The organism is Pseudacidovorax intermedius, from assembly GCF_003350475.1.
GTDB classification, from domain to species: domain Bacteria; phylum Pseudomonadota; class Gammaproteobacteria; order Burkholderiales; family Burkholderiaceae_C; genus Xenophilus; species Xenophilus intermedius.
In genome coordinates this window covers 574,703-590,850 of record NZ_QQAV01000002.1, presented here as the reverse complement: position 1 = coordinate 590,850, position 16,148 = coordinate 574,703, and the positions used below count along the sequence as shown (strand labels likewise).

The 16,148-nt window shown below is 70.0% G+C and carries 10 protein-coding genes and 1 tRNA gene; 7 read left to right on the top strand and 4 right to left on the bottom strand.

Going from position 1 to position 16,148, the window contains the following annotated elements; all coding sequences use genetic code 11:
* Window positions 1–140: 140 nt before the first annotated feature.
* The 3 genes from DFR41_RS09410 to DFR41_RS09400 all read right to left on the bottom strand — a co-directional run bounded on the left by DFR41_RS09410 (window position 141) and on the right by DFR41_RS09400 (window position 5,050).
* The gene (locus DFR41_RS09410; protein ID WP_017761237.1) at window positions 141–1,097 is read right to left on the bottom strand and encodes an alpha-E domain-containing protein; all 957 of its coding nucleotides are present in this window, start codon (window positions 1,095–1,097) and stop codon (window positions 141–143) included.
* A 35-nt stretch (window positions 1,098–1,132) separates the two neighbouring features.
* A complete protein-coding gene (locus DFR41_RS09405) occupies window positions 1,133–2,686 on the bottom strand; it encodes a circularly permuted type 2 ATP-grasp protein (protein ID WP_114802502.1) in 1,554 nt (517 codons plus the stop codon).
* Window positions 2,687–2,761: 75 nt separating this feature from the next.
* The gene (locus tag DFR41_RS09400) at window positions 2,762–5,050 is read right to left on the bottom strand and encodes a DNA internalization-related competence protein ComEC/Rec2 (RefSeq protein WP_114802549.1); all 2,289 of its coding nucleotides are present in this window, start codon (window positions 5,048–5,050) and stop codon (window positions 2,762–2,764) included.
* Window positions 5,051–5,288: 238 nt separating this feature from the next.
* Between DFR41_RS09400 and DFR41_RS09395 the strand changes: the two genes are divergently transcribed.
* From DFR41_RS09395 to DFR41_RS09365, 7 genes are all read left to right on the top strand, one after another.
* A complete protein-coding gene (locus tag DFR41_RS09395; RefSeq protein ID WP_114802501.1) occupies window positions 5,289–8,816 on the top strand; it encodes a transglutaminase family protein in 3,528 nt (1,175 codons plus the stop codon).
* A 163-nt stretch (window positions 8,817–8,979) separates the two neighbouring features.
* Window positions 8,980–11,721 (top strand): circularly permuted type 2 ATP-grasp protein, encoded by a 2,742-nt coding sequence (locus tag DFR41_RS09390; RefSeq protein ID WP_114802500.1) that lies wholly within the window; start codon window positions 8,980–8,982, stop codon window positions 11,719–11,721.
* 2 nt (window positions 11,722–11,723) lie between these two features.
* Window positions 11,724–12,800 (top strand): transglutaminase family protein, encoded by a 1,077-nt coding sequence (locus DFR41_RS09385; protein WP_114802499.1) that lies wholly within the window; start codon window positions 11,724–11,726, stop codon window positions 12,798–12,800.
* Window positions 12,801–12,897: 97 nt separating this feature from the next.
* On the top strand, window positions 12,898–13,353 hold the full coding sequence (locus DFR41_RS09380) for a RidA family protein (protein ID WP_114802498.1): 456 nt from the start codon (window positions 12,898–12,900) through the stop codon (window positions 13,351–13,353).
* 4 nt (window positions 13,354–13,357) lie between these two features.
* The gene (locus DFR41_RS09375; protein WP_017760215.1) at window positions 13,358–13,657 is read left to right on the top strand and encodes a hypothetical protein; all 300 of its coding nucleotides are present in this window, start codon (window positions 13,358–13,360) and stop codon (window positions 13,655–13,657) included.
* Window positions 13,654–14,727, top strand: a complete 1,074-nt coding sequence (locus tag DFR41_RS09370) for a PLP-dependent cysteine synthase family protein (RefSeq protein WP_017760216.1) — start codon at window positions 13,654–13,656, stop codon at window positions 14,725–14,727. Before DFR41_RS09375 ends, DFR41_RS09370 begins: the two co-directional genes overlap by 4 nt.
* A gap of 134 nt (window positions 14,728–14,861) precedes the next feature.
* Window positions 14,862–15,968, top strand: coding sequence for a lipocalin-like domain-containing protein (locus DFR41_RS09365; RefSeq protein ID WP_052383508.1), 1,107 nt, complete (start codon window positions 14,862–14,864; stop codon window positions 15,966–15,968).
* 84 nt (window positions 15,969–16,052) lie between these two features.
* Here DFR41_RS09365 and DFR41_RS09360 read toward each other — a convergent pair.
* Window positions 16,053–16,129 (bottom strand) — tRNA-Asp (locus tag DFR41_RS09360).
* Window positions 16,130–16,148: the final 19 nt, after the last annotated feature.

The window sequence follows — 16,148 nt, the reverse complement described above, 5'->3', positions numbered from 1 at the left end:
CGCATCAGCCTCGGCACCCTACCGCGGCGACACCCAAAAAATATGCCCCGGATTACCGGGGCAGAAGGTTGAATTCACAGCCGCCAAGCGAGGCGGTCGTCACAAGCCGGCACAGCCGGCGGATGCCTGCCGGCAATCTCTCAGTTCGTCGGGACGAGGAAATCCTGGCTGACGCGCATCCCCAGCTCATTGATGCGATCCAGGAACTGCGTCAAGTACGCATGCAGCCCGGTGGCCAGGATCTCATCGACCCGGCCGTACTGCAGCTCGGCCAGCAGCTTGCCGGCGCGGCGCAGGGTTTCGGCGCTCTGGTCGTTGGCCACCTTGCTCAGGTTGTTGACCACCTCGACCAGGCTGGCATGCAGCGAGCGCGGCATGTCGGCGCGCAGGATCAGCAGCTCGGCCACGCGCTCCGGCTTGATCACGTTGCGGTAGACCTTGCGGTAGACCTCGAAGGCGGAGACGCTGCGCAGGATCGCGCTCCAGTGGTAGAAGTCGTATTCCTGATGCTCTTCGGTGCCGCCGCCGAAGAACTCGCTGTTCATGGCGTGGAACTTCACGTCCACCAGCCGGGCCGTGTTGTCCGCCCGCTCCAGGAAGGTGCCCAGGCGCAGGAAGTGGTACGCCTCGTCCTGCAGCATGGTGCCCTGCGTGACGCCGCGCGACAGGTGCGAGCGGAACTTCACCCATTCGAAGAACTGGCCCGGGTCACGCTCGAACTCGCCTTGGCGCAGCATGCGGACCACGTCCAGCCAGGTGGTGTTCTGCGTTTCCCACGACTCGGTGGTGAGGGCGCCGCGCACGGCACGTGCGTTCTCGCGGGCGGCCTTGAGGCAGGACACGATGGAGGACGGATTGCTCTCGTCCTTCACCATGAATTCCATGACGCCCTCGGGCGTGATGGCGTCATGCTTCTGAAAGTAGGCGGGCCGCAGTTCGCTGATGGACAGCACGCCCTGCCAGCCCAACTGGGCCACTTCGGCCGACTGGGGCAGCAGGGAGGTCTGGTAGTTGACGTCGAGCATGCGCGCCGTGTTCTCGGCCCGCTCGGTGTAGCGCGACATCCAGTAGAGGTGGTCGGCGGTACGGGACAGCATGGGTCTTGTCTTTCTCGAAATCGAAGGGTGCTGCCTCAGGCCGCGGAAGAGGACGAGGTCATCGACTGGCTCTGGGACTGCGACTGCCCCTGGCCGCCCTGGGTCTGCGACTGGCTCTGCCCGTTCTTGCCCGAGAAGCGGCGATCGGGTTCCAGCACCCAGGTGTCCTTGGTGCCGCCGCCCTGCGAGGAGTTGACGACCAGCGAGCCTTCCTTGAGCGCCACGCGCGTGAGGCCACCGGGCACCATCTGCACCTCCTTGGCCGACAGCACGAAGGGACGCAGGTCGATGTGGCGCGGCGCGATGCCGGCATCGACGAAGGTGGGCGACGAAGACAGGCTGAGCGTGGGCTGCGCGATGTAGCCGTCGGGCTTGGAGCGCACCACCTCGCGGAACTCGTCGATCTCGGCCTTGGTGGAGGCCGGACCGATCAGCATGCCGTAACCGCCTGCGCCGTGCACTTCCTTGACGACCAGATCTTCCATGTGCGCGAGCACGTAGTCGAGGTCGTCCTTGTTGCGGCACATCCAGGTGGGCACGTTCTTCAGGATCGGCTGCTCGCCGAGGTAGAACTCCACCATCTTGGGCACGTAGGGGTAGATGGACTTGTCGTCGGCGATGCCCGTGCCCACCGCGTTGCAGATGACCACGTTGCCCGCCTTGTAGGCCCGCATCAGGCCGGCACAACCCAGCGTCGAATTGGGGCGGAACACCTCGGGGTCGAGGAAGTCGTCGTCCACGCGGCGGTAGATCACGTCGACCCGGCGCGGGCCGCGCGTGGTGCGCATGTAGACGAAGTCGTCCTTGACGAACAGATCCTGGCCCTCGACCAGTTCCACGCCCATCTGCTGGGCCAGGAAGGCATGCTCGAAATAGGCGCTGTTGTACATGCCGGGCGTGAGCACCACCACCGTAGGCTCGGCCGTGGCCGGCGGCGCGCTGGCACGGAGCGTTTCGAGCAGCAGGTCGGGATAGTGGGCCACCGGCGCCACGCGGTTCTGCGCGAAAAGCTCGGGAAAGAGCCGCATCATCATCTTGCGGTTCTCGAGCATGTAGCTCACGCCACTGGGCACGCGCAGGTTGTCTTCCAGCACGTAGTACTCGCCCTTGCCGGCGCTGTCGGGCGCCCGGACGATGTCGATGCCGGAGATGTTGGAATAGATGTTGTTGGGCACGTTCACGCCCATCATCTCGGGGCGGAACTGGGCATTGCCCTGGATCTGCTCGGCCGGCACGATGCCGGCCTTGACGATCTCCTGGTCGTGATAGATGTCGTGGATGAAGCGGTTGAGCGCCGTCACGCGCTGGACCAGCCCCTTCTCCATCGACGCCCACTCGTCGGCCGGAATGATCCGCGGCAGCAGGTCGAAGGGGATGAGGCGCTCGGTGCCCGAGCCGTCCTCGTCCTTGGCGCCGTACACGGCAAAGGTGATGCCGACCCGGCGGAAGATCATCTCCGCCTCTTCACGGCGCGAACGCATTACCTCGGGGGGTTGCTTCGCGAGCCATTGGTCGTATCGCTGGTAGTGCTGTCGGATCGCGGCCCCTTCATAGGGGAGCCGCTCATACATTTCATCGAACTTGTGCATGGAACGACCAATCTCCTTGAGCCATAGCTTAGCAAGTTCAAGGCCATCTCTCGGCTCCGCCGTGCGCAAAAGTTTTCATTCTTCGCCTTCGGGCAGCGGCGGCCGGTGGTGCCAGTAGCGGGCCGCCTGCACCCGCTCGCAGCGCACGGCATCCGGCTCGGTGCTGCGCCAGCGGGCCGCACCGCAACGCGCGGACTCGAAGAAAGGGATGCCCTCGGACAGATAGCGCGCCCGCACCTCGGGCGCCGGGTGGCCGAAGGGGTTGCGCCAGCCGTTCTGGGCGACCGCCACGCGCGGCCGCACGGCCCGCAGCCAGGGCAGGCTGGACGAACTGCGGCTGCCATGGTGGGCGACGATCAGCAGGTCGGTACGCAAACCCTCGCCCCTTTCCTGCACGAGCTGCAGCTCCTGCGCCTGCTCGACGTCGCCCGTCAGCAGCGCGCTGGCGCGGCCGTTGTCGATACGCAGCACGCAGGAATCGGCATTGCGCTGGGCCAGCGGCCGGGCGGCCTCGGGCGCGGGATGCAGCACCTCGAAATCGACGCCCTCCCAGCGCCAGCGCAGGCCCCGTGCACACGGGGCGCCGAAGTCGGCCACCGCCGGCTGGGCGGCGCGCACGGACTCGGCGCCACCGGTATGGTCGGTGTCGCGGTGACTCAGCAGGAGCCGGTCCAGCCGCAGGCCCAGCGCGCGCAGCAGCGGCACCAGCACGCGCTCGCCGGCATCGCTGCGCGGGCCGTAGCGCGGACCGGCGTCGAACAGCAGAACATGGCCCGCCGTGCGCACGACGATCGCGCTGCCCTGCCCCACGTCGGCCGCCAGCACCTCGAAGTCGCCAGGCGCGACGGGCTCGGCCCTCCACAGCAGCACCGGCAACGCCAGCGGCAAGCCGAGCAGCCGCCAGCGCCAGGGGCCGGGCATGACCAGCAGCATGCCACCGAGCACGCCCGCGGCCGCGGCCCACAGCGGCGGTGCGGCCGCGCTGAAGGTCGCGCCGGGCAGCGTGGCCGCCCAGGCCAGCGCGCTGCGCAGCGCCTCCACCGCCAGTGCCGCCAGATCCCAACAGGGCGGCATGGCGATGCCCGCCATGGCCAGCGGCGTCACGACCAGCGTGATGGCCGGAATCGCGATGAGGTTGGCCGCCAGCCCCACCACCGAGACCTGCTGGAACAGCATCAACCCCAGCGGCGCCAGCGCGAAGGTGACCACGCCCTGCTCGCGCAGCAGCCGCCGCACCGCCGCGCCCCGGCCCCGGGGGCCCGCAACCTGCCCGGGATCGGTGGCGAACAGCACGGCGACCGCGACGAAGCTGAGCCAGAAGCCCGCCTGCATCAGTCCCCACGGATCGATGGCCACCACCAGCGCGAAGACCACCAGCCATGCCACCGGCCAGGGCCAGCGCCGGGCCGACAGCCGCAGCAGCACGGCCAGCGCGAGCATCCAGACCGTGCGCTGCGAAGGCAGCCCCCAGCCGCTGAAGGCCGCGTAGAGGGCCGCCAGCAGCACGCCGCCGGCAAGACCCGCATGCTGGGCTGGCCAGCGCAGCATCAATCGCGGGCTGAGCCGCCAGAGCCAGCCGACCACGGCCGCCGCCAGCCAGGCGAACATGGTCACGTGCAGGCCCGAGATGCTCATCAGGTGGGCGACGCCCGTCAGCCGGAAGACGGTCCAGTCCGCCGGCGCGATGGCCGACTGGTCGCCGGTGACCAGCGCCGCCACCACACGGCCCGCGCTGCTGCCGCCCGTGCGTTCGAGGATGCGGTCGCGCACGGCCTCACGGGCACGCTCGAGCGGCCACTCCCACCACGAGGGCGTCTGCAGTCGCAGGGGAACCGGCGCAGGTCGTACCGAGCCGGTCGCCTGGATGTCCTGCTCGAACAGCCAGAGCTCGTAGTCGAAACCGTGCGGATTGAGCGTGCCGTGCGGGGCACGCAGCCGTACCGGCAACTGCCAACGTTCGCCCACATGCAACGGCGCGGGCGACGCGACGGCGTCCGGCCAGAAAAGGACCACCCGGCCAGGCAGCAGCGCCTCGCCCTCGGTCGTGAATTCGAAGCGCAGGCCGCCATCGCGCCGCTGAGGCATTCCCGTCACGCGCCCTTGGAGGACGAGGTCATGTCCTTCGAGGGCCGGCGCCAGCGCCCCGGCCAGGCGCTCGCCGGCACGCCACCCCGTCTGGGCGAATCCCACCGCCAAGCCGGCCACTAACGCCAGCAGCAGGCCGGTCCGATGGCGCCGCGCAGGCAGCAGGCCGGAGACCAGCCAGGCCACCAGCCCCACCAGCGCCGCCAAGGCATAGAGACCGATGGGCCACAGCACCGGCTGCCGCAGCTGCAGCGCCGTACCGGCGATGGCGCCAGCCATCGCCGCCATCAAACCCGGCCATCCCCTGCCCCGCCACGACCCCGTCACGGCGCGCAGGCACCCTCGCGCGCGTACCACCACCCTGCCTGTGTTCAAGCCTTTTTCTCTCCCTGAACGGCCCGCCGCATGGGGGGGCCGATGGCGCAGTCCTTGCTTGCTTCTCGGCTAGCATGCGCCCTCGGGCCCGTCATTGCTGCACGCGCGCCGTCACCAGAATAAGCCCAAACCACCGAGTCCCATGTCGATCCACGCCGCCCTCCACCACGTCACACGCTACAAGTACGACCGGCCCGTCCAACTGGGCCCGCAGGTCGTGCGGCTGCGCCCCGCGCCGCACTGCCGCAGCAACGTGATCTCGTACTCGCTGCGCGTCGAGCCGGCCGAGCACTTCATCAACTGGCAGCAGGATCCCTTCGCCAACTACCAGGCACGGCTGGTCTTCCCGAAGAAGACCACCGAGTTCACCGTCACGGTCGACCTCGTGGTCGAGATGGCGGTCTACAACCCCTTCGACTTCTTCCTCGAGCCGCACGCGGAGACGGTGCCCTTCAAGTACTCCAAGGCGCAGGCCGAGGAGCTGGCGCCCTACCTGGTGACGGAGCCGGCCACGCCGCTGGTGGCGGCCTACCTCGAGAAGATCGATCGCAGCGAGAAGCGCACCATCGACTTCCTGGTCCAGCTCAACCAGCAGGTGCAGCAGGACGTCAAGTACCTCATCCGCATGGAGCCCGGCGTGCAGACGCCGGAAGAGACGCTCGAGAAAGCCAGCGGCTCCTGCCGCGACTCCGGCTGGCTGCTGGTGCAGCTGCTGCGCCACATGGGCCTGGCGGCGCGCTTCGTGTCGGGCTACCTGATCCAGCTCACGCCCGACGTCAAGTCGCTCGACGGCCCGAGCGGCACCGAGGTCGACTTCACCGACCTGCATGCCTGGTGCGAGGTCTACCTGCCCGGCGCCGGATGGATCGGCCTGGACGCCACCTCCGGCCTGCTGGCCGGCGAAGGCCACATCCCGCTGGCCTGCACGCCCAATCCGTCGAGCGCCGCGCCCATCGAGGGTCTGGTGGACGAGGCCGAGGTCGAGTTCGACCACGAGATGGTGGTCACCCGCATCTACGAGTCGCCGCGCGTCACCAAACCCTACACCGACGACCAGTGGTCCGAGGTGCTGGCCCTGGGCGAGGCGGTCGATGCCCGCCTGGCCGCTGGCGACGTGCGCCTGACCATGGGCGGCGAGCCCACCTACGTGGCCACCAGCGACCGTGACGCCGCCGAATGGAACACCGACGCTCTGGGCCCCACCAAGCGCGGCTACGCGACCGAGCTGGTGGACCGCCTGCGTGCCGAATACGGCGAGGGCGGCTTCCTGCATTTCGGCCAGGGCAAGTGGTACCCGGGCGAGCAGTTGCCGCGCTGGGCGCTGTCGATCTTCTGGCGTGCCGACGGCCAGCCCATCTGGCACAAACCGGCCCTCTTCGCCGACGAGCGCAAGCCGGCCAGCTACACCAGCGCCGACGCCGAGCGCTTCACCCGAACGCTCGCCGGCAAGCTGGGCCTGTCGGAGCGCTTCATCCAGCCGGGTTACGAGGACGTCTATTACTACCTCTGGCGAGAGCGCCGGCTGCCGGTCAATGTCGATCCCTTCGAGTCCAACCTGGACGACGAACTGGAGCGCGCCCGCCTGCGCCGCGTGTTCACGCAGAAGCTCGACGCGGTGATCGGCTATGTGCTCCCGCTGGAGCCCTCGTCCAACGCCACCGACAACCCGGCCCTGGCCGGCGCCGGCTGGAAGACCGGCCCCTGGTTCCTGCGCGACGACCGCATGTACCTGATCCCTGGCGATTCGCCGATGGGCTACCGCCTGCCGCTCGATTCCCAGCCCTGGGCGGCCAAGGGCGACTTCCCCTACCTGATCGACCGTGACCCGCACGCGCCGCAGGCCGCACTGCCTTCGGCCGCCGAGCTGCGCGCCCGTTACACCGAAGCCTGGGGCCAAGGCGGCATGGGCGCCGGCACCGACGAGGTGGCTTATGTGCAGAGTGCGCCCCGCAATGCGAGCGCGACGGTGCGCCTGCAGCCGCCCGGCGCGGCTGGCGCCACCGGCGGCGACGTGGCCCCGGGCGACGGCAGCGCGCGGCATGTGGCGGACGGCGCCAACGTCCGCTTCCCGAGCCGTGGCGAATCGGCGCACTGGATCACGCGCACGGCCCTGTGCGTGGAGGCACGCGACCCGCGCCGCGCCAACGGCCCGGCCGCCGAGAAGGTGGGCCAGGCCTCGGGCGTGCTCTACGTCTTCATGCCGCCACTGGCCTTTCTGGAGGACTACCTCGACCTGCTCACGGCCGTCGAGGCCACGGCCGAGGAACTGGGCATGCAGATCGTGCTGGAAGGCTACCCGCCGCCACGGGATGCGCGCCTGAAGCTGCTGCAGGTCACGCCCGACCCCGGCGTGATCGAGGTCAACATCCATCCGGCGCACAACTGGGGCGAGCTGGTCCAGCACACCGAGTTCCTCTACGACGCGGCCTTCCAGACGCGCCTGACGGCCGAGAAGTTCATGACCGACGGCCGCCACACCGGCACCGGCGGCGGCAACCACTTCGTGCTGGGCGGCGCCACGCCGGCCGACAGCCCCTTCCTGCGCCGGCCCGAACTGCTGGCCAGCCTGGTGCTGTACTGGCACAACCATCCCTCGCTGTCGTACCTGTTCTCGGGCATGTTCATCGGCCCGACCAGCCAGGCGCCGCGCGTGGACGAGGCTCGCAACGACCAGCTCTACGAGCTCGAAATCGCCATCAAGGAGATCGTGCGCAACCGCGAGCTCTACGGCCAGGGCATGCCGCCCTGGCTGGTGGACCGCACGCTGCGCAACATCCTGATCGACGTCACCGGCAACACGCACCGCAGCGAGTTCTGCATCGACAAGCTCTACTCGCCCGATGGGCCGACGGGCCGCCTGGGCCTGCTGGAGCTGCGCGCCTTCGAGATGCCGCCCCATGCCCGCATGAGCATCGTGCAGCAGCTGCTGCTGCGCGCCCTCATCGCCCGCTTCTGGGACACGCCCTACCAGGCGCCGGCGACCCGCTGGGGCACCGAGCTGCACGACCGCTTCCTGCTGCCCACCTTCGTGAAGATGGATTTCGACGACGTGATCGCCGAGATGCGCCAGGCCGGCTTCGCCTTCGAGGCGGAATGGTTCGCGCCGCATTTCGAGTTCCGCTTCCCGCTGGTCGGCGAGGTGCAGGCCATGGGCGTCGAGCTGTCGCTGCGCAACGCGCTGGAGCCCTGGCACGTCATGGGCGAGCAGGGCGCCATCGGCGGTACGGTGCGCTATGTCGATTCGTCGCTGGAGCGGGTCGAGGTGCGCGTGACCGGCCTCAACCAGAGCCGCTACGCCGTCACCGTCAACGGCAAGGTGCTGCCGCTGCAGCCCACCGGCGTGGCCGGCGAGTACGTGGCCGGCGTGCGCTACAAGGCGTGGAATCCGCCTTCTTCGCTGCACCCGACCATCCACCCGCATGCGCCCCTGACCTTCGACATCGTCGACACCTGGATGAAGCGCTCGCTGGGCGGCTGCCAGTATCACGTCGCGCACCCGGGCGGTCGCAACTACACCACCTTCCCGGTCAATGCCTACGAGGCCGAAAGCCGCCGCCTGGCGCGCTTCTCGCGCATGGGCCACACGCCCGGCATGCTGCGCACGCCGCCGGCGAACATCGAGGTGGTGGGCAGTCGCGAGTTCCCGTTCACGCTGGACCTGCGGCGGTGATCGCCGGGGCCGCGGCCTGGCCCGCGGGCGGCCGGTGCGGCCGCCCCTGGCGTGCGCCACGGCCCTGCGCCACGCCAGGCCGTCGTGCAATCGATCACGGTCAGCGGGCCGCCCTCGGGCGCTCGCCGGTCCTCGGTGAATCCGATGTGACAATCCGCCGGCTGTGGACCCGCTGAACGACTCTCTCTTTGACGCCCAGGGGCTGGAAACGCCAGCCGCCTTCGCGGCCGCCTTGGCGCCCGCGGCGGAGCCGGGCCACTTCGACGAACTGCGTGGCCGCACGAGCCCGCAGCGGCCGGCTGTGTCGCCGGCCGGCTCGGCGCCCACGGCCGCCCCCGTTCTCAACCTGGCCACCGCCGAGCCCGTCACTGACGAGCCACCCGCAACGCCTACGCCGTCCGCCGAAGCCGAGGGCCCGCTGACCCCGGCCTGGACGCAGTTCTTCGAGGAACTGGGCCCCGAAGGCTTCGCCGACCTGCCGCGGCGCGCCCTGAGCCTGGAGCGGCAGATCCGCGACAACGGCGTCACCTACAACGTCTATGCGGACACCGACGGGCCGCAGCGGCCCTGGTCGCTGGACCTCTTTCCGCTGATCGTGGCACCCGGCAGCTGGGCGCAGATCGAGACCGGGGTGCTGCAGCGCGTGCGCATCCTCGACAGGGTGATGGCCGATGTCTATGGCCCGCAGGCGCTGCTGCAGGAAGGCCTGCTGCCTGCCGCCCTCGTGCGCGGCCATCCGGGCTACCTGCGCCAAATGCATGGCGTGCGACCGCCCGGCGACACCTGGTTGCGCATCGCCGCCTTCGACCTGGCCCGCGGGCCGGACGGCAACTGGTGGGTCGTCTCCCAGCGCACCCAGGCGCCCTCGGGCCTGGGCTACCTGCTGGAGAACCGGCTGGCCGTGTCGCGCCAGTTTCCGCAGGCCTTCGAATCGCTGCAGGTGCAGCGCTTGGCTGCCACCTACACCGCCATGATGGAAGGCCTGCAGCGCATGTGCCCGGCCGGCTCGCCGCCGCACATCGCGCTGCTCACGCCGGGCCCGTACAACGAGACCTACTTCGAGCACGCCTACCTGGCGCGCTACCTGGGCGTGACGCTGGTGGAGGGCAATGACCTCACCGTGCGCGACGAACGCCTGTACCTCAAGACGCTGCAGGGCCTGCGCCCGGTACACGGCCTCATCAAGCGTCTGGACGACCCCTTCCTCGATCCGCTGGAACTGCGGCCCGACTCCACCCTGGGCGTGCCCGGACTGCTGCAAGTGATCCGCGCCGGCAACCTGCTGATCGCCAACATGCCCGGCTCGGCCTTCCTCGAATCGCCCGCGCTGCTGGGCTTTCTGCCGGCGCTGTCGCGGCGCCTGCTGGGCGAGGAACTGGCCCTGCCGGCGCTGCCCACCTGGTGGTGCGGCGAGCGCGCGGCCATGGAAGCCGCCCTGCCCCGCCTGGCCGAGTGCGCCGTCAAGCCGACCTATCCGGGCTCGACCATCCACCCCAGCTTCGAGGCCGTGCTCGGCACCCAGCTGGACCGACGCGCGCTGGACGAATGGGCCGGCCGCATCATCCGCCAGAGCGACGCGCACACGGTGCAGAGCTACCTGCCGCTGTCGCAGATGCCCACCTGGGCGCAGGACCTCGGGCCCGGCCGCATCGCGCCCAAGGCGGTGATGCTGCGCGTCTTTGCCGTCAACGACGGGCCGCAGAGCTGGCGCGTGCTGCCCGGGGGTCTGGCCCGACTGGCCGGGCAGGATGCGCAGATCGCCTCGATGCAACGCGGCGGCAGCAGCGCCGACGTGTGGGTGCAGACCGAGGGCGAGGTGGACCGCAGCACCCGCCTGGCGCCGCAGAGCACGCCGGCTTCGCTGCAGCGCCACCGCGCGCCAGTCACCAGCCGCGCGGCCGAGAACATGTACTGGCTGGGCCGCTACACCGAGCGGGCCGAGAACACGCTGCGCCTGGCCCGGCTCACGCTCGAGAACCTGAGCGGCGAGGACCAGTTCTCCCGCCCGCTCGTGGCCTGGCTGCATGAGATGGCCCTGCGCAACGCCCTGGTGCCGCGCGAGGTGCCCGGCCTGGCACGCCAGCACGAAGGCGCCCGCGCCGCGCACAGCCGGCGCCTGTTCGAGCGCGCGCTGATCGCCGAACTCGGTCAGGCGCAGAACGGCCGCAGCGTGGGCTTCAACCTGCGCTGCCTGCGCGAGGCGGCGCAGGCCGTGCGCGAGCGCCTGTCGCAGGAGCACTGGAACCACATCGTGCGCGCCGAGGCCGACCTCGTGCGACGCTTCCAGGAACAAGCCGGCGAGAGCGGCGAAGGCCGCTATGCCGTGGGCGCCACGCTGCGCACCCTGGAGGCCACAAGCGCCGCACTCGCCGCCATCACCGGTGCCCAGACCGACCGCATGACGCGCGACGACGCCTGGCGGCTGCTGTCCATCGGCCGTCACATCGAGCGACTGGCCTTCCTGGCCAGCGCGCTGGCCGCGGGCTTCGAGCACGGCACCGTGCACGAGGCCAGCGGATTCGAGGCGCTGGTGGGCCTGTTCGACAGCACCATCACCTTCCATGCCCGCTACCAGCAGCGGCGCGACGTGGCCTCGCTGGTCGATCTGCTCGTGCAGGACGGCGACAACCCGCGCTCGCTGGCCTGGGTCACGCACACGCTGCGCAAGCGCCTGGCCAAGCTGGCCGGCAGCGCGCCCGACCGGCTCACGGCGCTGTCGTACGAGCTGCCCAATCCGGACGACTGGTCGCTGGAGCTTCTGTGCGACCCCGGCCCCGACGGCCGCTACGGAACGTTGATGCAGACGCTCGCGCGCTGCGAGACGGCGGCCTACCACGTGTCGGATGCCATCGGCGTGCGCTACTTCACCCTCACCTTCGAGACCGTGCGCTCGGTGGGAGTGTGACCATGCTGCTGCACGTCACCCACGAGACCCGCTACGACTACGCGCCCGCCGTCGAGACGGCCCAGCACATGGCTCACCTGCGTCCGCGCGACCTGGGCTGCCAGGTCGTGCTGGACCATCGCCTGGCCATCTCGCCCGCGCCCGTGCACCGCAGCGAATCCGACGACATCTACGGCAACCGCCGCACCTTCTTCGCCCTCGAGTCCACACACGACCAGCTGGTCGTGACGGCAGAAAGCCTCGTGCGGACGGCGCAGCCGACGCTTTCGCCGCAGGCCGACGCGCGCCTGGCCTGGGACCTAGTGCGCGAGCGCTTCCGCTATCGCGCCGGCCAGCATGACGATGCGGCTTCCGACTTCGTCTTTCCGTCGCGCCACGTGCCGCCGCACGACGACTTCGTCGCCTACGCCCGGGCGAGCTTCCCGCCGGGCCGGCCGCTGTTCGAGGCAGCGATGGAACTCACGCTGCGCATCCACCGCGACTTCGAATACGCCAGTGGCAGCACAGAGATCAACACGCCGGCCGTTCAGGCCCTGGCCCAGCGCCGCGGCGTCTGCCAGGACTTCGCCCACATCATGATCGCCTGCTGCCGTGCGCTGGGCCTGCCGGCGCGCTACGTGAGCGGCTACCTGCTGACCCAGCCGCCGCCGGGCCAGCCGCGGTTGGTGGGGGCGGATGCTTCGCACGCCTGGGTGGAGGTCTACCTGCCCGGCGCCGGCGCCGATGCGCAGCATCCGGCCTCCGCCCTGGGCGACTGGGCCGGCTTCGACCCCACCAACGGCCGCCAGCCCGGCCCGGACTATGTGGTGCTGGCCGTGGGCCGCGACTTCGCCGACGTCTCACCCATGCGCGGCGTGCTGCACGGCGGTGCCCGCCATGTCCTGGACGTGGGCGTCACCGTGCAACCCTTCGACGAACTGCCGGCCGCCCGGCGCGAAGGCCTGGCGGCGGCGCTGGCACAGGACGCCGCCGCAACGGCGGCCGTTGTGGCTTCCTCGACCGCGCCTGCCGCGCCTGCTACATCCAACGCTGAGGACCGCAGCGGCGGCCGGCCCGCGCCCATGTCGGACAATCGCTGACCCTGCGCCTGCCGCCCGACGGCGGGCGCTCTGCCGGTGACAACGCCCGTCCCGGCCGCGATCCTCCTTTCTCCAATCCCGAATACCGGAGTCCTCCATGTCCATCCAAGAAACGCTCAAGCAACTCGGCATCGAACTGCCGCCCATCGCCGTTCCCGCCGCCGCCTATGTGCCCTTCGTGCAGACCGGCAACCTCGTGTTCCTGTCCGGCCACATCGCCAAGAAAGACGGCAAGCCCTGGGTGGGCCAGTTGGGCGTGGACATGGGCACCGACGAAGGCAAGCAGGCCGCCCGCGCCATCGCAATCGACCTGCTGGGCACCCTGCAGGCCGCCGTGGGGGACCTGGAGCGCGTGCGACGCATCGTCAAGGTGATGAGCCTGGTCAACTCGGCCCCCACCTTCACCGAGCAGCACCTGGTGACCAACGGCGCCAGCGAACTGTTCGCGGCGGTCTTCGGCGAGCGCGGCGCCCATGCCCGCAGCGCCTTTGGCGTGGCGCAGATCCCGATGGGCGCCTGTGTCGAGATCGAGCTGATCGCGGAAGTGGGCTGAGCCGATGCGCGTACGCCTTCTCGCGCTGGCAGGCACCGCCGCGCTTCTTCTCGGCGCCTGTGCGGCGCCGACGGACGGCCCGCGGCCCGTCGACGCCATCACTCTCGCGCCCCCACCGCCGCGCATCGTCGGCGCGGACGGCAATGGCGCCACCGAGGGCCCGCAAAGCTGCAAGATGTCGGCCGGCTACCTGTGGTGCCAGGCCGTCCAGCGCTGCGAGCGTCCCTGGGAGCTGGCCCGGGACAAGGGCTTCCCCAACACCCTCGAAGGTTTCCAGGCCTTCTGCCAACCGCCTGCGAAATGAGTCAGTTCTCGCAAGACAGCGCGCGTGCATGGCTGAACAACGCGATGCGCCGCATCGAAGCCGATTACCAGCGCAGCGCCGACACCCACCTCATTCCCCTGCCGCTGCCCGCCTTCGAGGCAGCCGGCATCGACCTCTACCTGAAGGACGAATCCACGCACCCGACCGGCAGCCTCAAGCACCGGCTCGCGCGCTCGCTCTTCCTGCACGCGCTGGTCAACGGCTGGGTGCGCGAAGGCACCACGGTGATCGAGGCCTCGAGCGGCTCGACGGCCGTGAGCGAGGCCTACTTCGCCCGGTTGCTCGGCCTGCCCTTCGTGGCCGTGATGCCGCGCAGCACCTCGGCCGAGAAGGTGGCGCAGATCGCCTTCTACGGCGGCCGCTGCCACTTCGTGGACCACGCCTGGGAGGTCTACGACGAGGCGGAAGACCTGGCCCATGAATGCGGCGGCCACTACATGGACCAGTTCACCTATGCGGAACGGGCCACCGACTGGCGGGGCAACAACAACATCGCGGACAGCATGTTCCAGCAGATGGCACAGGAGCGACATCCCGTGCCGGCCTGGATCGTGGTGGGCGCCGGCACCGGCGGCACCAGCGCCACCATTGGCCGGTACGTGCGGTTCCGCGGACATGCAACGCAACTGGCCGTGGTCGACCCCGAAGGCTCCGCCTTCGCCGAGTTCCACGCCACCGGCGACTGGGACTGCGAAGGCGCCGGTTCGCGCATCGAGGGCATCGGCCGTCCGCGTGTGGAGCCGAGCTTCATCCCCAGCGTCGTGGATCGCATGATCCCGATGCCCGACGTTGCCTCCATCGCGGGCATGCGAGTGCTCTCCAATCTGCTGGGCCGCAAGGTGGGCCCGTCGACGGGCACCAACTTCGTCGGCATGCTGGCGCTGGCGCACGAGATGCGCGAGCAGGGCCGCAGCGGCTCAGTGCTGTCGCTGCTGTGCGACTCGGGCGAGCGCTACCTTGCGACCTACCATGACGGGCGCTGGGTCGACGGCAGGTTCGGCGACTGCGCCGAGGCGGTCCGGGGCATTGAGGCGGCGCTGCACGGCTGAGGGACGCCGAGCGGCCCACCGCCGATGCGCTCGACAGGCCTGTGCCGCGTGCACTCACCGTCCTGGGCCTCCGGTGAGAGGACGTTGCTACCCCGCTTCTGCCACAGACATGCGCCGTCGGCGATCATCCACCGATGCCTTTTGCGCCCTTGAGTCCACTGCTCGCCGGCCGGATCGCCACCAGGCGACGCGTGTTGGCCCTGCTGGCTGGAGGGCTGCTGCCACTGCCTTCGTCCTGGGCGCTACCTGCGCGCGCCCTGCACTTTCCCCGTGACCACGGCAGCCATCCTGGACTGCGCACGGAATGGTGGTACGCCACGGGCCATGCCGAGTCGCCGCAAGGCGCACGCTACGGCTTTCAACTCACCTTCTTCCGCTCTCGGGTGGATGGCACGCAGTCGCTGCGCTCGGCGTTCGCGGCACGGCAACTGCTGTTCGCCCATGCGGCGCTGACCGACCTGCAGGCGGGCAAGCTGCACCATGACCAGCGCATCGCCCGCGCCGGCTTCGGCATCGCCGAGGCCGCCGAGGACAACACGCGGGTGCGGCTGCGCGACTGGTCTCTGGTGCGCAATGCCGACAGTGGCGCCTACGCGGCCGAGGCGCCGGGCGCCGATTTCGGTCTCTCCCTGCGCCTGCAACCCACCCAGGCCGTGTTGTTGCAGGGGCAGGCCGGCCTTTCGCGCAAGGGCCCCGAGGCGGCGCAAGCCAGCTACTACTACAGCCAGCCGCAACTGGCGGTGGAGGGGCGCATCGCCGTCAAGGGGCAAGCACCCTTGCGGGTGGAGGGACGGGCCTGGCTCGACCACGAATGGAGCGAGGCGCTGCTGCATCCGCAAGCGGTGGGCTGGGACTGGATTGGCATGAACCTGGACGACGGAAGCGCGCTCACGGCCTTCCGCCTGCGCCGGGCGGACGGCAGCGCGCTCTGGGCGGGCGGCTCGTGGCGGCCGGCGGGCGGGGAGGCACAGGCCTTCGAAGACAAGGACGTGCGCTTCGAGCCGCTTCGGTTCTGGACCAGCCCGCTCTCGCGGGCCCGCTACCCGGTGCAGTGCCAGGTCCATACACCCGCCGGCCGCTTCGAGGTCCGTGCCCTGGTCGACGACCAGGAACTGGACAGTCGCGCCTCGACCGGCGCCATCTACTGGGAGGGCCTGAGCGACCTGCTCGACACCACCGGCCGCCGCGTCGGCCGCGGCTACCTCGAGATGACGGGGTATGCGCAGGCATTGAGGCTTTGAACGGCGGCAAGGCTCACGCTGTGAGCCTTGCGCAGCGCACAAAGAAAAAGCCCTTGCTGCAGAACGGCAAGGGCTTTGGATGACTGGCGGAGTGGACGGGACTCGAACCCGCGACCCCCGGCGTGACAGGCCGGTATTCTAACCAACTGAACTACCACTCCTGGCAGGCAGCTTTGCGCT